This window comes from Pseudomonas sp. NFPP04 (genome assembly GCF_900113815.1).
Classification (GTDB): domain Bacteria; phylum Pseudomonadota; class Gammaproteobacteria; order Pseudomonadales; family Pseudomonadaceae; genus Aquipseudomonas; species Aquipseudomonas extremorientalis.
This window is the reverse complement of the sequence record NZ_FOQS01000008.1, coordinates 147,577-174,268: the sequence shown is the minus strand read 5'-3', so window position 1 is coordinate 174,268 and position 26,692 is coordinate 147,577. Positions and strand designations below refer to the sequence as shown.

Below are 26,692 nucleotides of genomic sequence, written 5' to 3'. Positions count from 1 at the left end.
CGGGGTCAGAAATGAGATCGAAGTCTGAACAAGTCGATAGACCCCGTCAAATTGTAGTTGACAGGTTAAAAATGTTTAGCACTCAGGGTCTCATCGAAAAAAGCTGTTCATTTATACAGCCATCACGACCACACGCCAACTCCCTCAAGACATGCTGTAGCAATTGAGTGAGCCCCTCTTTTCCTATAGCTATCGGCAGTTTTGTCAACTCAGTCCAAAACCCTCTTTACCCAAGCTTTACCCACACCTGACCGCCGCTGACCTTGATCGCCTTAATCTACTCACATCCGGACTCACCGGAATAGAGACAGGAGAATTACCATGCGCAAGACCCTTATCGCTTTGATGTTCGCCGCTGCCCTGCCGACCGTTGCCATGGCGGCAGTGCCCGAAGGCCCAGGCCCGATGGGCGGCCCTGAAGGCCATATGATGGGTGGCCCGGGTCACGGCGGCGAACACGGTCCGCGTGGCAAAGGCGGGCCCTTCAGCCAACTGGACCTGAGCAAGGAACAGCGCGAGCAGATCCGCAAATTGATGGGCGACCAGTGGCACGCTCGCAAGGACCTGACCAGGAAGTACCTGGACAAGCTCCCGGCTGCTGACCAGAAGGCCATGCAGGACGAAATCGCCGCCGGCAAGCAGAAAACCCAGGCGGATATCCGCGCCGTACTCAAGCCTGACCAGCAGAAGAAATTCGACGAGATCGTCAAGCAGCAGGAACAGCGCCGCGCCGAATGGAAGGAATTCCAGGCCTGGAAAGCGCAACAGCCGCAAAAAGCGCAATAATGCCCCCGCGTTAACGCTCCCAGCCCAGTGGCCCCCGCCACTGGGCTTTTCCTGCTTGAGGGTTTCCTGTGCGTTCATTGTTCTGGCGCATCCTGGCCAGTTTCTGGCTGGCCATCGCCTTGGTTGCCGGGTTGTCGATCCTGCTTGGGCATATGCTCAATCAAGATGCCTGGATTCTCAGCCGTCACCCAGGCCTCAACAACCTGGCCGAAGAGTGGACCCAACTCTACGAAACCCAGGGTGAGGACGCTGCCCAGGATTTGCTGCAACAGCGCAAACGCCAGTACCACATCGACGTGCAGGTGCTGAACGAAAGCGGCGAGCCGGTGGTGCGCGGCACCTTTCCCCGCCGAGCCGCCGCCTTCGAAGCCCGCCAGAACGATAGCAAGGACAGCCACCTGCCCTGGCGCCGCCTGACCGCTGAATACACCAGTGAGAAGACCGGCGACACTTACCTGTTGATCTACCGCATCCCGCACCCGGAACTGGACGAATGGCATCGCAGCAGCCTGACATGGCCGTTGAGCGCATTGGTCATCGCCTTGGTGGTGCTGACCCTGTTCAGCCTGTTCGTGACGCTGTCCATCACGCGCCCCTTGAGCCGACTGCGCGGCGCCGTGCATGACCTGGGGCAAGCCACCTACCAGCAAAACAGCCTGGCGCAGCTGGCCAACCGACGCGATGAATTCGGCGTGCTGGCCACCGACTTCAACCGCATGGGCGCGCGCCTGCAAAGTCTGATCGGCAGTCAGCGCCAGTTGCTGCGCGACGTGTCCCATGAACTGCGTTCGCCGCTGGCCCGCCTGCGCATCGCCCTGGCCCTGGCCGAACGCGCCAGCCCCGAAGAACGGGAAAAACTCTGGCCTCGCCTGACCCGCGAATGTGATCGCCTGGAGGCACTGATCAGCGAGATCCTGGTACTGGCCCGCGTCGATGCCGATAACGCCAGCGCCGAAGAGATCGACCTCAACCCGTTGCTCAAGACCCTGCAAAAGGACGCTCAACTCAGCGCGCCCGACCAGGTGGTGCAGCTCACCACCGATCCCGAACTGCACCTCAAGGGGTGGCCGACCATGATCGAACGGGCAGTGGACAACCTGCTGCGCAACGCCCAGCGCTTCAACCCGCCGGGTCAGCCGATCGAGCTGCACGCCCACCTTCACGGCGAGCATATTGTGATCAGCGTGCGCGACCACGGCCCCGGCGTTGACGCCGAACACCTGAGCCAATTGGGCGAACCGTTCTACCGCGCCCCCGGCCAGACCGCACAAGGTCACGGCCTGGGCCTGGCGATAGCCCGTCGCGCCGCCGAGCGCCATGGCGGCAGCCTGTTCCTGGCCAATCACGCCCAAGGCGGTTTTATCGCCAGTATCGACCTGCCGCTGGAACCCGGGATTGTCACACCGGCCTGATGATCTTCTATAGTGGCCCTTCTCTCATGGAGGGCCTTTGATGACAAACCTGCTGACTCCCATCCAAGCCGCACTCGATCTACCGCGCGCGCCGCTGACCAGCACCGAAGCCGGCGCCCTGCCCTCGGCCTTTGCCGTCAGCGACCTGGCCGTTGCCAGTATCGGTGCGGCCGGCCAGGCCGTGGCCCATCTGATCCAGCAAAAGACCGGGCGCCTTCCCGGCGTCAGCGTAGACCGGCGACTCGCGTCCTTCTGGTTCTCGTCTTCGATTCGTCCGGTAGGCTGGGAGACGCCGCCGCTGTGGGACCCGGTGGCCGGTGACTACGCCAGCGCCGATGGCTGGATTCGCCTGCACACCAACGCACCCCACCACCGCGCCGCCGCCGAACGGGTACTGGGCAAGGTGGCTGATCGCATCGCGATGGCCAACAAAGTTGCCACTTGGAATACCGCCGAACTGGAACAGGCGATTGTCGATGAAGGCGGTTGCGCCGCGCAGATGCGTACCTGGCAAGCCTGGCAAACCCATCCTCAGGGCCTGGCCGTCAATGCCGAGGCCCTGGTGCAGCGCCAGACCTTTGCAACCTCCGTCAAAAAGCCCTGGCTCGGCTCGGTGGCGCGGCCGCTGGCGGGCCTCAAGGTGCTGGACCTGACCCGCGTGCTGGCCGGCCCGGTGGCCAGCCGCTTCCTCGCAGGGTTGGGTGCGGATGTATTGCGTATCGACTCGCCGACCTGGAACGAACCCGGCGTGGTGCCGGAAATGACCCTGGGCAAACGCTGCGCCCGCCTGGACTTGAAAAGCGCCCAAGACCGCGAGGTTTTCGAACGCCTGCTCAAGGACGCCGACATTGTGTTCCACGGTTACCGTGCCGACGCCCTGGAACAACTGGGCTACAGCGCCAGTGAACTGCAAACCCTCGCCCCCGGCCTGATCGACGTGAGCCTCAACGCCTACGGCTGGAGCGGCCCGTGGCGCAATCGCCGGGGTTTCGACAGCCTGGTGCAGATGAGCAGCGGGATTGCCGCCGCGGGCATGGCCTGGAAACAAGCGGACAAACCGGTGCCGCTGCCATTGCAGGCGCTGGATCACGCCACCGGGTATTTGATGGCGGCCAGTGCGATTCAGGCACTCAGTGAGCGATTGAAATCCGGCCGTGGTGGGGCGGCGCTGTTGTCGCTGGCGCGTACGGCGAAGTTGCTGGTGGACGCCGGACAAGTGCCGGAGCAGCCGGCGTTGCGGGCCGAGCAACCGAGCGATCAAGGCCTGGTAGTGGAACAGACGGCCTGGGGCCAGGCGCATCGATTGTTGCCGCCGGTGACTATCAGCGGCACGCCGTTGCAATGGGATCTGCCGGCTGGGGAACTGGGTTCACACCAAGCGCAGTGGTGACTCGACTATCGCCATCGGGGGCAAGCCCCCTCCCACATTTTGACCACATTCCAAAGGATGTACTCGGTCAAGTGTGGGAGCTGGCTTGCCTGCGATGAGGCCAGTACAGGCACCATCAATCTGAGCGCTGCAACGACGTCCAGAGATGCTGCGCTGCATACGCCCGCAACGGCCGCCACGCCTCGGCCCGCGCCAGCAGCTGCCGCGCCGACACCGGCCCACCTTCCAGCGCCGCCAGCGCATTGATCAATCCGATATCCCCCGACGCAAATGCATCCGCCTCACGCATCTGGCGCATGGCGATGTACTGCGCGGTCCAGTCGCCAATCCCCGGCAACGCCACCAAGCGCGCCACACCTTCCTTGAGGCTGGCCTTGGGTTGGAACACCTCAGGGTCATCCAGGAGCGCCTGCGCGACACCGGACAAGGTCCGCCCACGCGCCTTCGGCATGCCCAAGGTGGCCAGGTCCGCCGCCGCCAGCACCTCGGGCGCGGGGAACACATGGGTGATACCGGCGTACGGCGTCTCAAGCAGTTGGCCATACTGCGCCACCAACTTGCCCGCCAGGCGAATCGCCGCCACCACCGTAATCTGCTGGCCCAGCACTGCACGAATCGCCAACTCCAGGCCGTCCCAGGTGCCCGGCACACGCAGGCCGGGACGGGCCGCAACCAGCTGAGCCATCAAGGGATCAGTCGCCAGTTGAGCGCTGATCCGTTGAGGTTGGGCGTCCAGATCAAACATGTTGCGCAAGCGCCGATCGATCTCGGGCAGCGCCGCCGCCTCCGGAAAATCCACCGCGACGTCCAGCCAGTCACCCGCGCCCGGCGCGACGCTGAGCCAGCCATGCCGGCCACCCACGCTGATGCTGCGCCGGTAAACGCCGGCCTCGACGGTCTCCATACCCGTAATCGCCCGCGCCGCCAGAAAACCTACCATCGCCGCCCAATCATAAGGCGGCTGATACGTCAGCCTCACAACGACAATACCCCACTGTACAGCCCATACGCCGCCAGCCCTGCGCCGGTGATCACACAGCTGAAAATGCCTTTTTCCATGTGGGTAAACAAGGGCTGGCGCTGCTCACGCTTGGCGAGGGCAAACAGGATCACCCCCGGCGCATACAACAGCGCCGACAGCAGCAGGTACTTCAAGCCCCCGGCGTAGAGCAGCCACACGGCGTAGCCGAGTGCAATCAGGCCCACCATCAAGTCCTTCAAGCGCTGGCCGTGGGCATCTTCGTAGGTTTCGCCGCGCCCGCTCAATAACACGGCATACGCCGCCGACCACAGGTAGGGCACCAGGATCATCGACGAGGCCAGGTAAATCAGGGTGGTGTAGGTGCTGTGGGAAAACAGCGTGATCACCAGGAACACCTGGATCATCACATTGGTCAGCCACAGCGCGTTGACCGGCACCTGGTTGGCGTTTTCCTTTTTCAGGAACGCCGGCATGGTCTTGTCATGGGCCGTGGCGTAGAGGATTTCCGCACAGAGCAGCGCCCAGGACAACAAGGCGCCGAGCAGTGACACCGCCAGGCCGATGCTGATCGCCATCGCCCCCCAGGGGCCGACGATATGCTCCAGCACACCGGCCAGGGACGGGTTTTGCAATTGCGCGAGTTCCGGCTGGCTCATGATGCCCAGGGACAACACATTCACCAGCACCAGCAGGGCCAGCACGCCCAGAAAACCGATCACCGTGGCGCGGCCCACGTCCGAGCGTTTCTCGGCCCGCGCCGAGTACACACTGGCGCCCTCGATGCCGATAAACACAAACACGGTGACCAGCATCATGTTGCGCACCTGGTCCACCACGTTGCCCATATTCGGGTTGCCCAGGCCCCAGATATCGCGAGTGAAGATATCCGCCTTGAACGCTACGGCGGCGATCACGATAAACATCAGCAACGGCACGATCTTCGCCACCGTGGTGATCTGGTTGATGAACGCTGCCTCCTTGATCCCGCGCAGCACCAGGAAATGCACGGCCCACAGCAACAATGATGCGCAGCCGATGGCCACCGGCGTGTTGCCCTGGCCGAACACCGGGAAAAAGTAGCCGAGGGTACTGAATAGCAACACGAAGTAACCGACGTTGCCCATCCACGCGCTGATCCAGTAGCCCCAGGCCGACGAGAACCCCATGTAGTCACCAAACCCGGCCTTGGCGTAGGCATACACGCCCGAATCCAGTTCGGGCTTGCGATTGGCCAGGGTCTGGAACACGAAGGCCAGGGTCAGCATGCCGACCGCGGTGATCGCCCAGCCGATCAACACGGCACCCACCTCGGCGCGTGCGGCCATGTTTTGCGGCAAGGAAAAAATCCCGCCGCCGATCATCGACCCCACCACCAAGGCAATCAGGGCACCAAGACGCAGTTTCTGGGCCGGTTGAGACATGAACACTCCTGAATGAACAGCAACTTGAGCTGACAACCGTGCACTCGGCTAATTAACTCAGCGAGTGTAGTGGTTATTAGTGAAGGCGATAAAACAGACGAGCTCATAACACAATGGCATGTCAGGTCGTCCCGTTCAGGCGTATTTAGAATTTAAATACGCCCGGGTCTGAGACTTCGTAAAACATCGTTCAAAAAGTTTGCACATTCAGGAATACGGACTAGCTTCAAACGTCCATAGACTTGGCCAAATGATTAATCAAAAAGGGATAGATGGCTCTGCGCCAAGCTTTCCCGAGGATTTGCATCGCCCGCGAACTTCTACCCTAAGTCATTAATTCACAATGGAATGTGCCAATGAAGTGATCTGAGTCAGCTGTTTGATTAGCGCACGGATTTATTCTGTGGTCTCTCTTCTCCTGCATTGGAGTTATGCGATGTCTGAATCTCCCGGAAAACTACGACTCGGCGCACTGGTTGCACTTGTCGTGGGCTCGATGATTGGCGGCGGGATCTTTTCACTGCCGCAAAACATGGCCGCCAGTGCCGATGTCGGCGCGGTATTGATTGGTTGGGTAATTACCGCCATCGGCATGTTGACCCTCGCTTTTGTGTTCCAGACCCTCGCCAACCGCAAGCCCGACCTCGACGGTGGCGTGTACGCCTACGCCAAGGCGGGTTTCGGCGATTACATGGGTTTCTCGTCCGCCTGGGGTTACTGGATCAGTGCGTGGCTGGGCAACGTGGGTTACTTCGTGTTGCTGTTCAGCACCCTGGGTTACTTCTTCCCCATTTTCGGCGAAGGCAACACGCCGGCTGCGGTGATCGGTGCCTCGGTGCTGCTGTGGGCCGTGCATTTCCTGGTGCTGCGCGGGATCAAGGAAGCGGCGTTCATCAACCTGGTGACCACCGTCGCCAAGGTCGTGCCGCTGGTGCTGTTCGTGCTGATCGCGCTGTTCGCATTCAAGCTGGACATCTTCACCGCCGACATCTGGGGCGTGAAAAACCCCGACCTGGGCAGTGTGATGAATCAGGTGCGCAACATGATGCTGGTCACTGTGTGGGTGTTCATCGGCATCGAAGGCGCGAGCATCTTCTCGTCCCGTGCGGAAAAACGCTCCGACGTGGGCAAGGCCACCGTGATCGGCTTTATCACCGTGCTGCTGTTCCTGATGCTGGTGAACGTGCTGTCCCTGGGGATCATGACCCAACCGGAACTGGCCAAGCTGCAGAACCCGTCGATGGCCGCCGTGCTGGAGCATGTGGTGGGCCACTGGGGCGCGGTGCTGATCAGCGTCGGTTTGATCATCTCGCTGCTGGGGGCACTGCTGTCGTGGGTGCTGCTGTGTGCGGAGATCATGTTCGCCGCCGCCAAGGACCACACCATGCCAGAGTTCCTGCGCAAGGAGAACGCCAACCACGTACCGGCCAACGCCCTGTGGCTGACCAACGCCATGGTGCAGATATTCCTGGTGATCACGCTGTTTTCCGCCAGCACCTACCTGTCGCTGATCTACCTCGCCACCTCGATGATCCTGGTGCCCTACCTGTGGTCGGCGGCCTACGCGTTGCTGCTGGCGGTACGCGGCGAGACTTACGAAAACGCCATTGCCGAGCGCAAGAAAGACCTGTTCATCGGCGCTATCGCGCTGGTCTATGCGGTCTGGCTGCTTTACGCCGGCGGCGTCAAATACCTGCTGCTTTCCGCCCTGCTGTATGCCCCCGGCGTGATCCTGTTCGCCAAGGCCAAGCATGAACTGGGCAAACCGATTTTCACCAACGTCGAGAAGCTGATTTTCGCCGCGGTAGTCATTGGCGCCCTGGTGGCTGCCTATGGCCTCTACGACGGCTTCCTGACTCTGTAATTCTGACTGGAGGATCTGTAATGACCACGGAAAAAGTGAAGTACGGCGTACATTCCGAAGCCGGCAAACTGCGCAAAGTCATGGTGTGCTCCCCAGGTTTGGCCCACCAGCGGCTGACCCCCAACAACTGCGATGAACTGCTGTTCGATGACGTGCTGTGGGTGGCCCAGGCCAAGCGCGACCACTTCGACTTCGTCACCAAGATGCGCGAGCGGGATATTGATGTGCTGGAAATGCACAACCTGCTCACCGACATCGTCGCCATCCCCGAAGCATTGGACTGGATCCTGGAGCGCAAGATCACCGCCAACACGGTTGGCCTCGGCCTGGTCGATGAAGTCGGCTCCTGGCTGCGCAGCCTGGAGCCGCGCAAAATCAGTGAGTACCTGATTGGCGGCGTGTCGGCCGACGACCTGCCGAGCAGCTTCGGCGGCAAGACCATCGAGATGTTCCGCGACTTCCTCGGGCATTCGAGCTTCATCCTGCCGCCGCTGCCCAACACTCAGTTCACCCGCGACACCACCTGCTGGATCTACGGCGGCGTGACGCTGAACCCGATGTACTGGCCGGCGCGACGCCAGGAAACCCTGCTGGCCTCGGCCATCTATAAATTCCACCCCGAGTTCACCAACGCGGACTTCCAGATCTGGTACGGCGACCCCGACCAGGAGCACGGCGCCTCCACCCTGGAAGGCGGCGACGTGATGCCGATCGGCAACGGCGTGGTACTGATTGGCATGGGCGAGCGCTCATCCCACCAGGCCATCGGCCAACTGGCGCTCAACCTGTTCAAGAACAAGGCCGTGGAGCGCGTGATCGTCGCCGGCCTGCCGAAATCCCGCGCGGCGATGCACCTGGACACCGTGTTCAGCTTCTGCGACCGCGACCTGGTGACCGTCTTCCCCGAAGTGGTCAACCAGATCGTGCCGTTCACCCTGCGCCCGGATGAGAGCAAGCCGCACGGCATCGACATCCAACGCGAGAAAACCAACTTCCTCGAAACCGTGGCCGCAGCCCTCAACCTCAAGGCACTGCGCGTGGTCGAGACCGGCGGCAACAGCTTCGCCGCCGAGCGCGAACAGTGGGATGACGGTAACAACGTGGTGGCCGTGGAGCCTGGCGTGGTGATCGGTTACGACCGCAATACCTACACCAACACCCTGCTGCGCAAGGCCGGCGTGGAAGTCATCACCATCAGCGCCGGTGAACTCGGCCGCGGGCGTGGCGGCGGCCACTGCATGACCTGCCCGATCATCCGCGACCCTATCGACTATTAAGGAGATTCCATCATGGCTTTCAATATGCGCAACCGCAGCCTGCTGTCGCTGATGCACCACACCACCCGCGAACTGCACTACCTGCTGGACCTTTCACGCGACCTCAAGCGCGCCAAATACACCGGCACCGAGCGTCCGCACCTGCAGGGCAAGAACATCGCGCTGATCTTCGAAAAAACCTCGACCCGCACCCGCTGCGCGTTCGAAGTCGCGGCCCATGACCAGGGCGCCCACGTCACCTACATCGACCCAGTGTCGTCGCAGATCGGCCACAAGGAAAGCATGAAAGACACCGCCCGCGTACTCGGCCGCATGTTTGATGCGATCGAGTACCGTGGCTTCGAGCAGGAAATCGTCGAAGAGCTGGCCAAGTTCGCCGGCGTGCCGGTGTTCAACGGCCTCACTGCCGAATTCCACCCGACCCAAATGATCGCCGACACCCTGACCATGCGCGAACACAGCGACAAGCCGCTGCATGACATCAGCTACGCCTACCTCGGTGACGCGCGCTACAACATGGGCAATTCGCTGTTGATGATCGGCGCCAAGCTGGGCATGGACGTGCGCATCGGCGCACCGAAAGCGCTGTGGCCGCACGCGGACTTCATCAAGCAATGCCAGGCGTTTGCCGAAGAAAGCGGCGCACGCATCACCATCACCGAAGACCCGAAGGAAGCAGTGAAAGGCGTGGACTTCATCCACACCGATATCTGGGTCTCCATGGGCGAGCCGGTGGAAGCGTGGGACGAGCGCATCGAGCAACTGCTGCCGTACCAGGTCAACGCCAAGATGATGAAAGCCTCGGGCAACCCACGGGTGAAATTCATGCACTGCCTGCCGGCGTTTCACAACAGCGAAACCAAGGTGGGCAAGGACATCGCCACGCGGTACCCGAACCTGGCCAATGGCGTGGAGGTGACTGAAGAGGTGTTCGAGTCGCCGGCCAACATCGCGTTCGAGCAGGCGGAAAACCGCATGCATACCATCAAGGCGATTCTGGTGTCGGCACTCGCAGATATCTAAACCTCTAGTTGGCAATGAGGACAAACGTGGGAGCCGGGCTTGCCCGCGATGCAGGCACCTCGGTCTTTCAAGAAGGCTGCAGTGATGCTATCGCAGGCAAGCCAGCTCCCACATTGACCGCGCTCCGTCATCAGAACTTTCAGAAGGACATTCTGTATGCGCATCGTCGTAGCCCTGGGCGGCAACGCCCTCCTGCGCCGTGGTGAACCCATGACCGCGGACAACCAGCGCTCCAATATCCGCATCGCCACCGAACAGATCGCCAAGATCCATGCCGGCAACGAGCTGGTGATCGCCCACGGCAATGGCCCGCAGGTCGGCCTGCTGTCGTTGCAGGCGGCGGCCTACACCCAGGTGTCACCGTACCCGCTGGACGTGCTCGGCGCCGAGACCGAAGGCATGATCGGCTACATCATCGAACAGGAACTGGGCAACCTGCTGGACTTCGAGGTGCCCTTCGCCACCCTGCTCACCCAAGTGGAAGTGGACGCCAAGGACCCTGCCTTCAAGAACCCGACCAAGCCCATCGGCCCGGTGTACTCCAAGGCCGAAGCGGAGAAACTCGCCGCCGAAAAAGGCTGGGCCATTGCGCCGGATGGTGACAAGTACCGTCGCGTTGTTGCCAGCCCACGGCCCAAACGCATTTTTGAAATCCGCCCGATCAAGTGGCTGCTGGAAAAAAGCGCTATCGTGATCTGCGCCGGCGGCGGCGGCATCCCGACGATGTATGGCGAAGACGGCAAGCTGCGCGGGATTGAGGCCGTGATCGACAAGGACCTGTGTTCCTCGCTGCTGGCCTCGCAACTGGACGCCGATTTGCTGGTGATCGCCACCGACGTCAACGCGGCCTTCATCGACTACGGCAAGCCGACCCAGAAAGCCATCGGCCAGGCCCATCCCGACGAAATGGAAAAGCTCGGCTTCGCCGCCGGTTCCATGGGCCCCAAGGTGCAAGCGGCCTGCGAGTTCGCCCGCAAGACTGGCAAAACCGCCGTCATCGGTTCACTCTCGGACATTGAAGCCATCGTCCAGGGCAGCGCCGGCACCCGCATCAGCACGGCAACACCTGGCATCACCTATCTGTGAAGTAGAGGAGAGACGCCTATGGCCACCTTTGAACCCGGTCACTTGCATGTTGAACGTCACGCACTGAATGCCCAGGACTACAGCTACAACCTGTGCATCGACTACGAAGTCAGCCAGGACCCAAAGGAGGGCAAGGGCATGCTGTTCAAGCTGCATGGCTCGGTGCAGGGCAAGGACCTCAAGGAAGAGTTCTTCCTGCCCAAGGACCAGGCGTTCGACTTTGCGCGGCATGCGATGAACATCGCGCAGAAGTATGGGATGCCGAAGGTCGCGGTATTGAACGGCTCGATGCACAAGCAGTACGACCTGATGTTCGAGGATGTGCGGCATCAATTGGATGTGAAGGCCGGGGACCCGATCAAACCCGAACACCTGGAATAACTGCGCTCCAACTGTGGGAGGGGGCAAGTCGAATCGTCGCACCGCCCCTCCCACATTTTGATCTCCAACATCTGCAAGGCATACTTGCCGCCTCCAGCTCCCCAGAATCGTTAGCGCCCCATGCGTATCCACGTCAGCTTCATCGACCGCGTCGGCATTACCCAGGAAGTCCTGGCCCTGCTCGGTGGGCGCAATCTCAACTTGGATGCGGTGGAGATGGTGCCGCCCAACGTCTACATCGACGCGCCGACCCTCAGCGCCGATGTGCTCGAAGAACTGCGCGACGCGCTGTTCAGCGTGCACGGCGTGCAGGCGGTGACCGTGGTGGACATCCTCCCCGGCCAACGCCGTCACCTGCAACTCGACGCCCTGCTGGCCGCCATGACCGACCCGGTGCTGGCGCTGGACAGCGCGGGCAAGATCCTGCTCGCGAACCCGGCGCTGATCGCCCTGTATGGCCGCGAACCGGCCGGCGAAAGCATCAGCGCACTGTTCAACGACCCTGCGCTGCTGGACACCTTGCTGGAACAGGGCTTTCGCTTGCCGCTGCGCGAGATCAGCGTCAACGGTCAGACCCTGCTGCTGGACGCCACGCCGATCACTGACGCGGGCGCCCTGCTCACCCTCTACCAACCCAACCGCATCGGTGAACAACTGTCGGCGCTGCACCATGATCATGCGGAGGGCTTTGACGCGCTGCTTGGCGAGTCGCCGGTGATCCGCACCCTAAAGGCGCGCGCGCAGCGCGTGGCGGCGTTGGATGCGCCGCTGTTGATCCAGGGTGAGACCGGCACCGGTAAAGAATTGGTGGCGCGTGCCTGTCACGCCATCAGTGCACGTCACAGTGCGCCGTTCCTGGCCTTGAACTGCGCGGCGCTGCCGGAAAACCTCGCCGAGAGTGAACTGTTCGGCTATGCGCCCGGCGCCTTTACCGGCGCGCAGCGCGGTGGCAAGCCGGGGCTGATGGAACTGGCCAACCAGGGCACGGTGTTCCTCGATGAGATCGGCGAGATGTCGCCGTACTTGCAGGCCAAGCTGCTGCGTTTTCTCAATGACGGCAGCTTCCGGCGTGTCGGTGGCGACCGTGAAGTGAAGGTCAATGTGCGCATCCTCAGCGCCACCCACCGCGACCTGGAGAAGATGGTCAGCGAAGGCACCTTCCGCGAAGACCTGTTCTACCGCCTCAACGTGCTCAACGTCGAAGTACCGCCCCTGCGCGCACGCGGCCAGGACATCCTGTTGCTGGCCCGCTATTTCATGCAGCAGGCCTGTGCGCAGATCCAGCGCCCGGTCTGCCGCCTGGCGCCCGGCACTTACCCGGCGCTGCTGGGCAACCGCTGGCCGGGCAACGTACGCCAGTTGCAGAACGTGATCTTCCGCGCCGCAGCGATCTGCGAAAGTAGCCTGGTGGACATCGGCGACCTCGACATCGCTGGCACCTCGGTGGCGCGCCAGAGCGACGGCGAAATCGACAGCCTGGAACAGGCGGTGGAAGACTTCGAGCGCAACCTGCTGGAAACCCTCTACACCAGCTACCCCTCGACTCGCCAACTGGCCAGCCGCTTGCAGACTTCCCATACGGCGATTGCCCATCGTCTGCGCAAGTACGGCATTCCCACCGGCAAGCCCTGACTGGCTGGGTCGATAGAGGTCAAATGTGGGAGGAGGCCTGCCCCCTCCCACATTGGCACCATTCCAAACGTTGACCGCATTACAGATTTTGGTCTGAGAACGACATCCGCTGTACTGAAAGCGCTACAGCGTAACGATATCGCTACAACCCTGTTTTTTACGCGCCATGCAAGGCTTTGATCCACATAGGCTTTTTTTCACAGGCCCAACTGTAGCGAAATCGATACAGCCAACATGCATATCCTCATAACCGATTTTATCAAGCTATTGATTTACAACGGTTTAATCACGTTGGCCGCGATATTGCTAAGCAACTCCTCATTATTCCAATCCCGTCCACCAGACGAATCTGGCCCTGAGGAGTTTCCATGAGCGAGTTGCGTTTCACTGAAGATCACGAATGGCTGCGCGCCGAAGCCGACGGCAGCGTCACCGTGGGTATCACCGCTTTTGCGCAGAACGCGCTGGGTGATGTGGTTTTCGTGCAACTGCCGGAGTTGCAGGCCTACGACAAGGGCGCCGAAGCGTCCACCGTGGAATCGGTCAAGGCCGCCAGCGGCGTGTACATGCCGCTGGACGGGGAAGTCCTCGAAGTGAACGACAAGCTTGACGGCAGCCCGGAACTGGTCAACGAAGACCCGATGGGCGAAGGTTGGTTCTTCCGCTTTAAACCGGCCGATGCCGGGGCAGTCGCTAAACTGTTGGATCAGGACGCGTACGATCGCCTGATCAAAGCCAACGCTGAAGCTTGAGGAGCGCGCCATGACCGTTAATCTCACCACCGCCAACGAATTCATCGCCCGCCATATCGGCCCGCGCCACGAAGACGAGCAACAGATGCTCGCCAGCCTGGGCTTTGACTCCCTGGAAGCCCTGAGCGCCAGCGTGATCCCGGAAAGCATCAAGGGCACCAGCGTGCTCGGCCTGGAAGACGGCCTCAGCGAAGCCGAGGCCCTGGCCAAGATCAAGGCCATCGCCGGCAAGAACCAACTGTTCAAGACCTACATCGGCCAGGGCTACTACAACTGCCACACGCCGTCGCCGATCCTGCGCAACCTCCTGGAAAACCCGGCCTGGTACACCGCCTACACCCCGTACCAGCCCGAAATCTCCCAAGGCCGCCTGGAAGCGCTGCTGAACTTCCAGACCCTGATCAGCGACCTCACCGGCCTGCCGATCGCCAATGCCTCCCTGCTCGACGAAGCCACCGCCGCCGCCGAAGCCATGACCTTCTGCAAGCGCCTGAGCAAGAACAAGAGCAGCAACGCCTTCTTCGCCTCGATCCACAGCCACCCGCAGACCCTCGACGTGCTGCGCACCCGTGCCGAACCGCTGGGCATCGACGTGGTCGTCGGCGATGAGCGTGAACTGACCGACGTCAGCCCATTCTTCGGCGCCCTGCTGCAATACCCGGCCAGCAACGGCGACGTGTTCGACTACCGCGAACTGACCGAGCGCTTCCACGCCGCCAATGCCCTGGTGGCCGTGGCCGCCGACCTGCTGGCCCTGACCCTGCTGACCCCACCGGGTGAGTTCGGCGCCGACGTGGCCATCGGCAGCGCGCAACGCTTCGGCGTGCCGCTGGGCTTTGGTGGCCCGCACGCGGCGTACTTCTCCACCAAGGATGCGTTCAAGCGCGACATGCCGGGCCGTCTGGTCGGCGTGTCCGTCGACCGTTTCGGCAAGCCGGCCCTGCGCTTGGCCATGCAGACCCGTGAGCAACATATCCGTCGCGAGAAAGCCACGTCGAACATCTGCACCGCCCAGGTGCTGCTGGCCAACATCGCCAGCATGTACGCCGTGTACCACGGCCCCAAGGGCCTGACCCAGATTGCCCGGCGCGTGCACCAGCTGACGGCGATCCTGGCCAAGGGCTTGACCGCCCTGGGCCTGACCGTCGAACAAGCCAACTTCTTCGATACCATTACCCTGAACACTGGCGCCAAGACCGCCGCCCTGCACGACACGGCCCGCGCACAAAGCATCAACCTGCGCGTGGTGGACGCCGAGCGCCTGGGTATTTCGGTTGACGAAACCACCACCCAGGCCGATATCGAAGCCCTGTGGTCGATCTTCGCCGACGGCAAGTCCCTGCCGGCCTTCAACGCCAGCGTAGACAGCACCCTGCCTGCCGCCCTGCTGCGCCAGTCGCCTGTGCTCAGCCACCCGGTGTTCAACCGCTATCACTCGGAAACCGAGCTGATGCGCTACCTGCGCAAACTGGCCGACAAGGACCTGGCGCTGGACCGCACCATGATCCCGCTGGGCTCGTGCACCATGAAACTCAACGCCGCCAGCGAAATGATCCCGGTGACCTGGGCCGAATTCGGTGCCCTGCACCCATTCGCCCCGGCCGAACAAAGCGCCGGCTACCTGCAATTGACGTCCGAGCTGGAAGCCATGCTGTGCGCGGCCACCGGCTACGACGCGATCTCGCTGCAACCGAACGCCGGTTCCCAGGGTGAGTACGCCGGCCTCCTGGCCATTCGCGCCTACCACCAGAGCCGTGGCGAGGAACGTCGCGACATCTGCCTGATCCCGTCATCGGCCCACGGCACCAACCCGGCGACCGCCAACATGGCCGGCATGCGCGTGGTCGTCACCGCGTGCGACGCACGTGGCAACGTCGACATCGAAGACCTGCGCGCCAAGGCCATCGAGCACCGCGAGCACCTTGCGGCCTTGATGATCACCTACCCGTCCACCCACGGCGTGTTCGAAGAAGGCATCCGCGAAATCTGCGGCATCATTCACGACAACGGCGGCCAGGTGTACATCGATGGTGCCAACATGAACGCCATGGTCGGCCTGTGCGCCCCGGGCAAGTTCGGCGGCGACGTGTCCCACCTGAACCTGCACAAGACCTTCTGCATCCCCCACGGCGGTGGCGGCCCGGGCGTCGGCCCGATTGGCGTCAAGTCGCACCTCACGCCGTTCCTGCCCGGCCACGCGGCCATGGAACGCAAGGAAGGCGCGGTGTGCGCCGCGCCGTTCGGCAGCGCGAGCATCCTGCCGATCACCTGGATGTACATCAGCATGATGGGCGGCGCAGGCCTCAAGCGCGCTTCGCAATTGGCGATCCTGAATGCCAACTACATTTCCCGTCGCCTGGAAGAGCACTACCCGGTGCTGTACACCGGCAGCAACGGCCTGGTGGCGCACGAATGCATCCTGGATCTGCGCCCGCTGAAGGACAGCAGCGGCATCAGTGTGGATGACGTGGCCAAGCGCCTGATCGACTTCGGCTTCCATGCGCCGACCATGTCGTTCCCAGTGGCCGGCACCTTGATGATCGAGCCGACCGAAAGCGAATCCAAGGAGGAACTGGACCGTTTCTGCAACGCCATGATCGCCATCCGCGAAGAAATCCGCGCAGTGGAGAACGGCACGCTGGACAAGGACGACAACCCGCTGAAAAACGCACCCCACACCGCAGCTGAACTGGTAAGTGAGTGGACCCACCCCTACACCCGCGAACAGGCGGTGTATCCAGTGCCATCGTTGATCGAAGGCAAGTACTGGCCGCCGGTGGGGCGTGTCGACAACGTGTTTGGTGACCGTAATCTGGTGTGTGCGTGCCCGTCGATCGAGAGCTACGCATAACCAAAGGATGCATTGGGTACAAATGTGGGAGGGGGCTTGCCCCCGATTGCGGTGCATCAGCCACAGATAAGCTGACTGACACACTGTCATCGGGGGCAAGCCCCCTCCCACACTAGATCGAGTCAACTTTCAGAAAATAATAAGAAACCGGAGAACAACCATGTCCCTTAGCGTGTTCGACCTGTTCAAGATTGGCATTGGCCCCTCCAGCTCCCACACCGTCGGCCCGATGCGTGCGGCCGCTCGATTCGTCGAGGGTCTCAAGCGTGACCACCTGCTGGGCGCCACCACCTGCGTCAAGGTGGAACTCTATGGGTCGCTGGGCGCCACCGGCAAAGGCCACGGCAGCGACAAAGCCGTGTTGCTGGGCCTGGAAGGCGAACACCCGGACACCGTGAATACCGAAACCGTGGCGACACGCCTGGCGCAGATGCGCAAGGACGGCCACCTGAATCTGCTCGGTGAACACCGCATTGCGTTCAACGAGAAAGAACACCTGGCGATGATTCGCAAACCCCTCGCCTACCATCCCAACGGCATGATTTTCCGTGCCTTCGACGCCGCCAACATCCAGATTCGCAGCCGCGAGTACTACTCGGTGGGCGGCGGTTTTGTGGTGGATGAGGACGCCGCCGGTGCCGACCGGATTGTCGAAGACGCCACACCCCTGACCTTCCCGTTCAAGCACGCCAAGGACTTGCTGAGCCATTGCACCACCTATGGGCTGTCCATCAGCCAGGTGATGCTGACCAATGAAAGCGCCTGGCGCCCGGAAGCGGAAACCCGCGCCGGCCTGCTGAAGATCTGGCAGGTGATGCAGGAATGCGTGGACGCCGGTTGCCGCAACGAAGGGATTCTGCCCGGTGGATTGAAGGTCAAGCGTCGCGCGGCGGCCCTGCATCGCCAGTTGTGCAAGAACCCGGAGTCGGCGTTGCGCGATCCGTTGTCGGTGCTCGATTGGGTCAACCTCTACGCCCTGGCGGTCAATGAAGAAAACGCCAACGGCGGGCGCGTGGTCACGGCGCCCACCAATGGTGCGGCCGGGATTGTGCCGGCGGTGCTGCATTACTACATGCGCTTCATTCCCGGCGCGAATGAGGATGGCGTAGTGCGCTTCCTGCTCACGGCGGCCGCCATCGGCATTCTGTACAAGGAAAACGCCTCGATCTCCGGCGCCGAAGTCGGCTGCCAGGGCGAGGTCGGCGTGGCCTGTTCCATGGCCGCCGGTGCGTTGTGCGAAGTGTTGGGCGGCAGCGTGTCCCAGGTGGAAAACGCCGCCGAAATCGGCATGGAACACAACCTCGGCCTGACCTGCGACCCGATTGGCGGACTGGTGCAGGTGCCCTGCATCGAGCGTAACGCCATGGGCTCGGTCAAGGCGATCAACGCAGTGCGCATGGCCTTGCGCGGCGATGGGCAGCACTTTGTGTCCCTCGATAAAGTGATCCGCACCATGCGCCAGACCGGCGCCGACATGAAAAGCAAATACAAGGAAACCGCCCGCGGCGGTTTGGCGGTCAACATTATCGAGTGCTGACGCCTAACAGCGCGCCAGCACGTTTTTCAGGAGCTGAATATGTCCACCGAAACCCTGTTGAAAACCCCTCTGCACGCCCTGCACCTCGAACTGGGCGCACGCATGGTGCCCTTCGCCGGCTACGACATGCCGGTGCAATACCCACTGGGCGTGATGAAGGAACACCTGCACACCCGTGATCAAGCCGGTTTGTTCGACGTGTCCCACATGGGCCAGATCCGCCTCACCGGCGCCAACGCTGCCAAGGCCCTAGAAACCCTGGTGCCGGTCGACATCATCGACCTGCCGGTGGGCATGCAGCGCTACGCGATGTTCACCAATGAGCAAGGCGGCATTCTCGATGACCTGATGGTGGCGAACCTGGGTAACGACGAACTGTTCCTGGTGGTCAATGCCGCCTGCAAGGATCAGGACCTCGCGCACCTGCGCCAACACATCGGCGACCAGTGCACCATCGAGCCGCTCTTCGAAGAGCGTGCGTTGCTGGCGCTGCAGGGCCCGGCCGCGGTCAAGGTGCTGGCGCGCCTGGCACCGGAAGTCACCAAGATGACCTTCATGCAATTCGCCGCCCTGCGCCTGCTGGGCGTGGACTGCTATGTCAGCCGTTCGGGCTATACCGGTGAAGACGGCTTCGAAATCTCCGTACCTGCGGCCAATGCCGAAAGCCTGGCGCGCAGCCTGCTGGCCGAGACCGAAGTACAGGCCATCGGCCTGGGTGCCCGCGATTCGTTGCGCCTGGAAGCCGGCTTGTGCCTCTACGGCCACGACATGAACACCGACACCACCCCCATCGAGGCCAGCCTGTTGTGGGCTATCTCGAAGGCCCGCCGTGCCGACGGTGCACGTGCCGGTGGCTTCCCTGGCGCCGACCAGATCTTCACCCAGCAGCAAACCGGCGTGAGCCGCAAACGTGTAGGCCTGCTGCCACAGGAGCGCACACCCGTGCGTGAAGGCGCGGAAATTGTCGACGCAGACGGCACCGTGATCGGCAGTGTGTGCAGCGGTGGTTTCGGCCCGACCCTCGGCGGCCCGCTCGCCATGGGTTACCTGGACAGCGCTTTTATTGCAACGGATACCGAAGTCTCTGCGCTGGTGCGTGGGAAAAAGGTGCCACTTCGTGTAAGTAAAATGCCATTTGTGCCACAACGTTACTATCGTGGCTGATTGACTGTTTCTATAAGTAACGAGGTTGCGTTAACGTGCACTAATCTGTAACGCAACCGCCATAAAACAGTGCACTTCCGATAGTCTTTTATAGAGGGTTCAACCTATAACAAGTGACCAACTCTATCGAATAAGTCAGTTCCACACTGTTCAACCAAGTGTCATGAGCCCCAGCAAAACCTGGGCTTTTGGCAGGGCTTGTTTTTTCTCTATTAGTTGGCGTAGAGTTTGCCCACTGTGTTTGCATGGGTCGCTTGGAACCTGGACCTGGGCAGTAGCTGAAGAAGTCCGCTACAACCCGTTCGACGTCTCTTACTTTCCTGCAACCCAGCCCAGTACTCTTTCATGCGAAAGGGGCTGTCATTAATTTTTAGCGTCAAGGAAATAAGAAAATGGCTGAACGTCAGAGCGGTACCGTCAAGTGGTTTAACGACGAGAAAGGGTTTGGTTTTATCACTCCAGAAAGCGGTCCGGATCTGTTCGTGCATTTCCGCGCTATTCAGGGCAACGGCTTCAAGAGCCTGAAAGAAGGCCAGAAAGTGACATTCGTTGCTGTGCAAGGCCAGAAGGGCATGCAGGCTGACGAAGTACAAGCAGAAAACCACTGAGTTCTTCTGCGACAAAAAGCCCCTGATGGTGACATCAGGGGCTTTTTTATGTGCATTTGCTCGTAAAATGGCTTTTTTTCATAAGAGAGCCCTGCCATGTCGAAACCCCTGCTGAGCCCGCAAGGCGAATTCCCCGCCGTTGGCCTGGGCCGTCGCCTGGCAGCGATGTTCTATGATTTCCTGCTATGCACCGCACTGCTGATCGTCACCGCGTTTATCTACAAGCTGATCTGGATCGCGTTTGTCGGTGAAGCCAGGATGCGCACCCTCACCGAATCCGGCGCGCTGGACGGCGACCCGTTGCTGTCGACGATCCTGTTGTTTGTGCTGTTCGGCTTCTTCGCCAAGTTCTGGACTCATTCCGGCCAGACCCTGGGCATGCAGGTGTGGGGCGTACGCGTGCAGAACGCTGACGGCTCGCGGATCAGCCTGTGGCAGGCGTTGCTGCGCTTCGTGGTGTCGATTGCGTCGTGGTTGTGCGTAGGGCTGGGGTTTATCTGGTCGCTGTTTGATAAGCGCAAACGCAGCTGGCATGACATCTATTCCGACAGCCAGCTGGTTCGTATCCCCAAACAGAAAAAGTAGCGACTCAGGCGTTACCCGCCAGCTTCAAGCGCGCGGCCTGGGTAAAGTCCAACATGCGCTTGAGCGGACGCACAGCCTGCGGGATCACCGAAGGCTCAACGAATATCTCGTTACTGCCTTCACGCAGGCACTGCAACGTGCGCTCCAGCGTGTTCATTGCCATCCATGGACAATGCGCGCAACTGCGGCACGCCGCACCATTGCCGGCGGTAGGCGCCTCGACGAAGACCTTGTCCGGGCACAGTTGCTGCATCTTGTAGAAGATGCCGCGGTCGGTCGCGACGATAAAGGTTTTATTCGGCAGGCGTTGGGCCGCGGCAATCAGCTGGCTGGTCGAGCCTACGGCATCCGCCAGCTCGATCACCGATGTCGGCGATTCCGGATGCACCAGGATGGCCGCATCCGGGTACAGCGCCTTCATGTCTTCCAACTGCTTGGATTTGAATTCTTCGTGGACGATGCAGGCGCCGTCCCATAGCAGCATATCTGCACCGGTCTGGCGCTGGATGTAAGTGCCCAGGTGTTTGTCCGGCCCCCAGATGATCGTCTCGCCGTTGTCCATCAGGCTTTCGACGATTTCCAGCGCGCAGCTTGACGTCACCACCCAATCCGCCCGGGCTTTGACCGCCGCCGAGGTGTTGGCATACACCACCACGGTGCGTTCGGGATGCTGATCGCAGAACGCCGAGAACTCATCGACGGGGCAGCCCAGGTCCAGGGAGCAGGTGGCCTCCAGGGTGGGCATGAGGATACGTTTTTCAGGGGTGAGGATCTTGGCGGTCTCGCCCATGAAACGCACACCGGCGACCAACACGGTCTTGGCCGGGTGAGCGGCGCCGAAGCGCGCCATTTCCAGGGAGTCGGAGACACAGCCACCGGTTTCTTCGGCCAGGGCCTGGATCACCGGGTCACAGTAGAAGTGGGCAACCAGCACCGCATCCTGAGCCTTGAGCTCGGCGGCGATGGCAGTGCGCAGGCTCGCCTCTTCATCGGCGCTGAGGGCCTTGGGCTGCTTGGCGTCGAGGTGGGCTTGAACCAGAAGGCGTTCGGAAATTTGCGTCATGTTCGCAAGACCTGCAGGCGCAGTTGCGCGAAAGTCGAGTGTACCACCGGCTCTGGAGCCCTTCGGGCGCCGCCGGACGAAGTGATTGTGTTCATCAAGCACGGGTTAAGGTGAAGCTCGGCAAGGCTACAGAATATCGAATGGTTTCAAAAGCCTAATCTGGTGTTCGCCTGCGCCTGCGTCGGGCAAAAAAACGGGAAGCCCGCATGGGGCTTCCCGTATTTACCGCCGGTTTTTTTATCAAAAACGGTAAGTCACCGAGCCACCAAACCCGTTGGCACTGTTTTCATATTTGGCATCGTAAGTCAGGCCAACCTGGGAAAGGTTCTGCCGCACCTTGATCGGTTCTTCCTTGAGGTAGGAATACGCCACATCGAAGGTCAGGTTATCGACGGGCGTCCAGCCAGCACCCAAGCTGAAAACAGTGCGGTCCCCCGTAGGAATTCGAACGGAGCGGTCGGTGTTGTTGGTAGGCGTCTGGTCCACCGAGAAACCGGTCCGCAGTACGAGTTCTTTGTTGACCCGATAGGCCGCGCCAATGGCATGGGACCAGGTGTCATGCCAATGCTGTTGTTCGGTGATCGAGCCCAGGCCACCGAATTGAGCGGTGAGGTCGGAGACCCCGTCGTTGTTGATGGTGATCTTCTTCAACTGGCTCCAACGGGTGTAGGTGCTGCCGAGGTACAAGGTCCAGTCATCATTGAGTTGATGGGTTACCGAGAAATCCACCGAAGAGGGCGTAGTCACATCCAGGCTGGCGTCATACTTTTGTGGCCCACCGTCGAAGGCATCGGAGATCAAACCGGACGCGTGGGTCTTGCCGCTGAGGTGGTAGACCACCTGCGAGTGATAGGTCACACCGATGCGCGTACTTTCAAGGGGCTGCACCAGGAGACCGGCATTGAACCCGGTGGCATTGTCGTCGCCTTTGACCTTCACGCTTTCGCCGGCTCCGCCACCCAGCGGCACATTGGAATCCAGCTCGCCACTGATGCGATTGAAGGTCGGGCCAAAGCCCACCGACACTTTGTCGTTGAAGGCATAGCTGACCGTCGGCTGCACGGTGATGACCTGGACCTTGCTCTTGTTGCCAAAGCCATTGCCCTGGAAGCTGTGCTCATAGTCGGTCACCAGGCCGAACGGCGCGTAGATACCCAGGCCGAACGCCCAGTGCTCATCAATAGGCGTGACCAGGTAGCCCATCGGCACGGCAATGCCGGGCACCATGTCGCCCTTATTGGTGCCTGGGTTGTTGGCACCGAACTGCGAGGAACTGGCGTCCTTGATGTTGGATTTGGCATCGAGGTAAGTCGCGCCGAGGCTGACTTCATTCTGTTTCAGACGCGACATGCCGGCGGGGTTGCCGAACACCGTGCTGGCGTCTTCGGCGGAGGAGGAACGACCGGCGTAGCCCGTGCCCATTGAACTGATGCTTTGTTCATTGAGCGCGAAACCACCGGCGAACAACGGGGTTGAGGCAAGGGAAACGGCGAGCGCCAAGGCGCCTTTAAGAGTTTTGTTATTCATTATTAGGACTCGAATTGTGGGGCAGCGATGGGGAAGCTACCAACGTTCGAGCGGCCGGTTTATGAAGAGTTTTTCATGCGCAGGATTGTCGGACAATTCTATGCATTTCAAAGACTTTGCCTGTTTTTTCGTTTCCAGTAATGACCTTGAAACCCGATTGTGACCTACGGGTTTCGGCGATAGCGTCAGCCTCGCGCAGACGCAAAAAAGCCCCAGGCTTTTCGTTGGCCTGGGGCTGTCGGGTTTTCAGGCAGGCAAAAAAAAACCCGGAAATCCTCACTTGCGTGGGCCTTCCGGATTTTCTAAACCGCCAAAAATGGTGGGTCGTGTGGGATTCGAACCTACGACCAATTGGTTAAAAGCCAACTGCTCTACCAACTGAGCTAACGACCCGCTGTGTGGTGGCGCGTATAATACTGATTTCTAAGGATTATTCAACACCTTATTTGAAATAAATCAGAAATAACGCGTTGGGTCAGTAATTCCGGCGGCTTGGAAGCCTTCTGCACGCAGTCTGCAGCTGTCGCATTTCCCACAAGCACGGCCGTCATCGTCTGCCTGATAGCAGGAAACAGTCAGCGAATAATCGACGCCAAGTCCTACGCCTGCCTTCACGATGTCAGCCTTGCTCAGGTTTTGCAGCGGCGCCAGGATACGGAAGCCCTGCCCTTCTACACCGGCCTTTGTCGCCAGGTTGGCCATGCGTTCGAACGACTCGACGAACTCCGGACGGCAGTCAGGGTAACCTGAATAATCCACCGCGTTGACGCCGATGAAAATGTCGCGAGCGTGAAGTACCTCTGCCCAGCCAAGCGCCAGGGATAGGAACACCGTGTTACGTGCCGGCACGTAGGTCACCGGGATGCCTTCACCGGGGGTTTCTGGCACATCGATGCTGCTGTCGGTCAGTGCTGAGCCGCCGATGCCGTTGAGGTTCAGGCCAATCACCTTGTGTTCGACCACGCCCATGTCGCGGGCGACGCGGGCCGCAGCGTTCAACTCGGCACGGTGACGCTGGCCGTAGTCGAAGCTCATGGTGTAGCAGCTGTAGCCTTGCGCCTGCGCCATGGCAACCACCGTGGCGGAGTCGAGGCCGCCGGACAGCAGGATTACCGCGCGTTTTTGATCCATGGTGTGTTCAGTCATATCAGCGTCCTGGCTCGTCGTTCCAAAGGTATTTATGCAACTGCAATTGCAGGCGCACCGGCAGATTGTCCGCAACCACCCAATCGGCGAGGTCACGTGCACTCAGGTCATGGTGGCTTGGTGAGAACAGCACTTCGCCTGCACGGCGGTCCAGCCCGTATTGAATCAGCTTGGAGTTCGCCCAGTCGTAGTCGTCACGCGAACAGATAACGAACTTGACCTGGTCGTTGGCCGTCAACAGCTCGATGTTCTCGTAGCGGTTGCGATGCGATTCCTTGGAATCGGGGGTCTTGAGGTCGACTACCCGGCTTACGCGGGGGTCAACTGCAGAGATATCCAAGGCGCCACTGGTTTCCAGGGAGACCTCGTAACCGGCGTCACACAGCTGCTTGAGCAATGGGATGGCATTGGGCTGGGCCAGCGGCTCACCGCCGGTCACACAGACATAGCGCGGCTTGTAGCCGGCAACCTGCTCCAGGATGTCATCGAGGGTGCGCACCGTGCCACCACTGAAGGCGTAGGCGCTGTCGCAGTACTGGCAACGCAAGGGGCAACCGGTCAGGCGCACAAATACTGTGGGCAGGCCGGCCGTCCGCGTTTCACCCTGCAACGAGTAAAAAACTTCGGTAATACGTAATGTGTCTTGCATAGTCGCCACGGGCGTAACAGCTAAACAGGCTGTCCGCCTCCGTCAGGCACTTTGAGGGACCCCGCCAACGCGTAGACCCCAAAAAGCGTGTTTCATAAAAGGGCGTGGATTCTAACGAAAAAACCCGCGCCAGGCGCGGGTTTCTTCTAAACGGGCAAACATCGCTTACAAGCGCTGCAAGTCCCGTTGGGCCAACTGGGCAGCGGAAGTCCCCGGATACTGGGCCACCACCTGTTGCAGAATGCCTTTGACCTTGTCGGTATGACCCAGGCGGCGTTCTACGTCAGCGAGTTTGTACAGCGAGTCCGGCACCTTGGCGTGCTTGGGGTACAGCTGGCTGACCTTGGCAAATGCCTGGCCCGCGCCCTGTAGGTCACCCTTTGCCAGGTTGACTTCACCTAACCAGTATTGGGCGTTGCCCGCATATTGGCTATTCGGGTATTTACGCAGGAAAGCGGTAAAGGCCTGGCTGGCCTTGTCGAAATCCTTGGCTTTGATCAGGTCGAAGGCTGCATCGTAATACAGCTTTTCCTTCGCCGGATCACCCGGTTCGCTGCTCGCGGCAGGGGCTTGGCTGGCAGCCGCCCCTGCTGCTGCACCGGCAGCAGCGCTAGGCGCGCCACCGGCAGAAGAATTATCAGGAGTTGCGGCAGGTTGAACGCCGGCTCCAATACGTTGATCAAGATCCTTGTAACGCTCCAGGCCTTCTTGCTTGAGCTGGTTCACCTGGTTTTGCAGTACCTCAATAGCGCCTTGCTGCTGCGCGATTTGATCCTGCATGCGTTGCAGCTGGTTGAACAGTTCGCCCTGTGCCGAGGGAGCGGACGTAGCCGCTCCCCCCGCATAGGCGCCGTTCGTGCCATAACCCGCTGGCGGATAACTGCTCCCGCTATTGTTATAGCCAGAGTTGCTATCTTCCACAGGAACCGCAGCCCACACCGCAAGCGGTGCAAGGCTGAGAGCCAATACAGTCAGAGCACGACGGCACGTTCGCATGACGAATTACTTACGCAGTTCGACGCGACGGTTTTGAGCCCAGGACTGCTCGTCGTGGCCAGTAGCAACTGGACGCTCTTTACCGTAGGAAACCAGTTCCAGTTGGCCTGGAGCAACACCTTGCAGTACCAGGTAACGCTGAACGGCTTTCGCACGACGCTCGCCCAGTGCCATGTTGTACTCACGAGTACCACGTTCGTCAGTGTTACCTTCCAGAACAACGCGAGCGCCGTTAGCTTTCAGGTCCTTCGCGTGAACGTCCAGAGCGCGCATGGCTTCTGGTTTCAGGTCCGAACTGTCGTATTCGAAGTAGAAAGTGGTGATAGCGCGCAGAGCAGCTTCTTCGCTCAGGGAGCCGTCAACCGCACCAGTGTTAGCGCCGTAACCAGCGTTTGGATCAACAGCTGCGCCTTCACCGGCATTGTCGCCGCCTTTAGACGAGCAACCAACGGCTACGGACAGAGCCAGAGCCAGAGCAGCAAACTTACCAAACTTCAGCATTTCCATCGTGAAACTCCTAATGAACCCCAGTGTGTTAAGCAAATCTTTTTGTAGCGCCG

At 60.8% G+C, this 26,692-nt stretch carries 23 protein-coding genes and 1 tRNA gene; 15 read left to right on the top strand and 9 right to left on the bottom strand.

All coding sequences use genetic code 11. From position 1 onward, the window contains the following. Positions 1-321: 321 nt before the first annotated feature. The 3 genes from BM017_RS18390 (at position 322) to BM017_RS18380 (ending at position 3,588) form a co-directional block, all read left to right on the top strand. Positions 322-786 (top strand): LTXXQ domain protein, encoded by a 465-nt coding sequence (locus BM017_RS18390; protein WP_092246918.1) that lies wholly within the window; start codon positions 322-324, stop codon positions 784-786. Between the two features lie 68 nt (positions 787-854). Next, the gene (locus BM017_RS18385) at positions 855-2,198 is read left to right on the top strand and encodes a sensor histidine kinase (RefSeq protein WP_092246915.1); all 1,344 of its coding nucleotides are present in this window, start codon (positions 855-857) and stop codon (positions 2,196-2,198) included. Positions 2,199-2,238: 40 nt separating this feature from the next. Continuing rightward, on the top strand, positions 2,239-3,588 hold the full coding sequence (locus BM017_RS18380; RefSeq protein ID WP_092246911.1) for a CoA transferase: 1,350 nt from the start codon (positions 2,239-2,241) through the stop codon (positions 3,586-3,588). A 115-nt stretch (positions 3,589-3,703) separates the two neighbouring features. Here BM017_RS18380 and BM017_RS18375 read toward each other — a convergent pair whose 3' ends face one another. Together BM017_RS18375 and arcD (BM017_RS18370) are read right to left on the bottom strand one after the other, a co-directional pair. Then, positions 3,704-4,567, bottom strand: a complete 864-nt coding sequence (locus BM017_RS18375) for a DNA-3-methyladenine glycosylase family protein (protein ID WP_092246908.1) — start codon at positions 4,565-4,567, stop codon at positions 3,704-3,706. Continuing rightward, positions 4,564-5,991, bottom strand: a complete 1,428-nt coding sequence (gene arcD, locus BM017_RS18370) for an arginine-ornithine antiporter (protein ID WP_092246905.1) — start codon at positions 5,989-5,991, stop codon at positions 4,564-4,566. Before arcD (BM017_RS18370) ends, BM017_RS18375 begins: the two co-directional genes overlap by 4 nt. A gap of 436 nt (positions 5,992-6,427) precedes the next feature. Between arcD (BM017_RS18370) and arcD (BM017_RS18365) the strand changes: the two genes are divergently transcribed. The 12 genes from arcD (BM017_RS18365) (at position 6,428) to BM017_RS18310 (ending at position 20,751) form a co-directional block, all read left to right on the top strand. Then, positions 6,428-7,855, top strand: coding sequence for an arginine-ornithine antiporter (gene arcD / locus BM017_RS18365; protein ID WP_071489407.1), 1,428 nt, complete (start codon positions 6,428-6,430; stop codon positions 7,853-7,855). Positions 7,856-7,875: 20 nt separating this feature from the next. Beyond that, positions 7,876-9,132, top strand: coding sequence for an arginine deiminase (arcA, locus tag BM017_RS18360; protein ID WP_092246902.1), 1,257 nt, complete (start codon positions 7,876-7,878; stop codon positions 9,130-9,132). Positions 9,133-9,144: 12 nt separating this feature from the next. Continuing rightward, on the top strand, positions 9,145-10,155 hold the full coding sequence (locus BM017_RS18355) for an ornithine carbamoyltransferase (protein WP_092246900.1): 1,011 nt from the start codon (positions 9,145-9,147) through the stop codon (positions 10,153-10,155). Positions 10,156-10,311: 156 nt separating this feature from the next. After that, positions 10,312-11,241, top strand: a complete 930-nt coding sequence (arcC, locus tag BM017_RS18350) for a carbamate kinase (RefSeq protein ID WP_071489405.1) — start codon at positions 10,312-10,314, stop codon at positions 11,239-11,241. Between the two features lie 18 nt (positions 11,242-11,259). Further along, entirely contained in the window at positions 11,260-11,622 is a 363-nt protein-coding gene (locus BM017_RS18345; protein WP_058423256.1) for a DUF5064 family protein, read from the top strand. A gap of 120 nt (positions 11,623-11,742) precedes the next feature. Then, complete coding sequence (locus BM017_RS18340) at positions 11,743-13,254, top strand: sigma-54-dependent transcriptional regulator (RefSeq protein ID WP_092246897.1); 1,512 nt, start codon at positions 11,743-11,745, stop codon at positions 13,252-13,254. A gap of 368 nt (positions 13,255-13,622) precedes the next feature. Continuing rightward, positions 13,623-14,006, top strand: a complete 384-nt coding sequence (gene gcvH, locus BM017_RS18335; RefSeq protein ID WP_010208126.1) for a glycine cleavage system protein GcvH — start codon at positions 13,623-13,625, stop codon at positions 14,004-14,006. A gap of 10 nt (positions 14,007-14,016) precedes the next feature. Further along, positions 14,017-16,857: an aminomethyl-transferring glycine dehydrogenase gene (gene gcvP / locus BM017_RS18330; protein ID WP_092246894.1), complete on the top strand. Its 2,841-nt coding sequence runs from the start codon at positions 14,017-14,019 to the stop codon at positions 16,855-16,857. A gap of 160 nt (positions 16,858-17,017) precedes the next feature. After that, a complete protein-coding gene (locus BM017_RS18325) occupies positions 17,018-18,394 on the top strand; it encodes an L-serine ammonia-lyase (RefSeq protein WP_092246892.1) in 1,377 nt (458 codons plus the stop codon). Positions 18,395-18,433: 39 nt separating this feature from the next. Beyond that, positions 18,434-19,558, top strand: coding sequence for a glycine cleavage system aminomethyltransferase GcvT (gene gcvT / locus BM017_RS18320; protein ID WP_092246889.1), 1,125 nt, complete (start codon positions 18,434-18,436; stop codon positions 19,556-19,558). 392 nt (positions 19,559-19,950) lie between these two features. Beyond that, complete coding sequence (locus BM017_RS18315; RefSeq protein ID WP_071496541.1) at positions 19,951-20,166, top strand: cold-shock protein; 216 nt, start codon at positions 19,951-19,953, stop codon at positions 20,164-20,166. 96 nt (positions 20,167-20,262) lie between these two features. After that, complete coding sequence (locus tag BM017_RS18310; protein ID WP_071489399.1) at positions 20,263-20,751, top strand: RDD family protein; 489 nt, start codon at positions 20,263-20,265, stop codon at positions 20,749-20,751. A 4-nt stretch (positions 20,752-20,755) separates the two neighbouring features. Here BM017_RS18310 and nadA read toward each other — a convergent pair whose 3' ends face one another. The 7 genes from nadA to pal form a co-directional block, all read right to left on the bottom strand. Beyond that, positions 20,756-21,814 carry a quinolinate synthase NadA gene (gene nadA / locus BM017_RS18305; RefSeq protein ID WP_060754176.1) on the bottom strand — a complete coding sequence of 353 codons (1,059 nt, stop codon included), beginning with the start codon at positions 21,812-21,814 and terminating at the stop codon, positions 20,756-20,758. 240 nt (positions 21,815-22,054) lie between these two features. Continuing rightward, the gene (locus BM017_RS18300; RefSeq protein ID WP_092246886.1) at positions 22,055-23,341 is read right to left on the bottom strand and encodes an OmpP1/FadL family transporter; all 1,287 of its coding nucleotides are present in this window, start codon (positions 23,339-23,341) and stop codon (positions 22,055-22,057) included. A gap of 317 nt (positions 23,342-23,658) precedes the next feature. Continuing rightward, positions 23,659-23,734, bottom strand: a tRNA-Lys gene (locus tag BM017_RS18295). 63 nt (positions 23,735-23,797) lie between these two features. Then, on the bottom strand, positions 23,798-24,472 hold the full coding sequence (gene queC, locus BM017_RS18290) for a 7-cyano-7-deazaguanine synthase QueC (RefSeq protein WP_071489524.1): 675 nt from the start codon (positions 24,470-24,472) through the stop codon (positions 23,798-23,800). Between the two features lie 16 nt (positions 24,473-24,488). Continuing rightward, complete coding sequence (gene queE, locus BM017_RS18285; RefSeq protein WP_092246883.1) at positions 24,489-25,136, bottom strand: 7-carboxy-7-deazaguanine synthase QueE; 648 nt, start codon at positions 25,134-25,136, stop codon at positions 24,489-24,491. Positions 25,137-25,301: 165 nt separating this feature from the next. After that, on the bottom strand, positions 25,302-26,132 hold the full coding sequence (gene ybgF / locus BM017_RS18280) for a tol-pal system protein YbgF (protein WP_058423266.1): 831 nt from the start codon (positions 26,130-26,132) through the stop codon (positions 25,302-25,304). A gap of 6 nt (positions 26,133-26,138) precedes the next feature. Continuing rightward, positions 26,139-26,639 carry a peptidoglycan-associated lipoprotein Pal gene (gene pal, locus BM017_RS18275; RefSeq protein WP_003209827.1) on the bottom strand — a complete coding sequence of 167 codons (501 nt, stop codon included), beginning with the start codon at positions 26,637-26,639 and terminating at the stop codon, positions 26,139-26,141. Positions 26,640-26,692 lie beyond the last annotated feature (53 nt).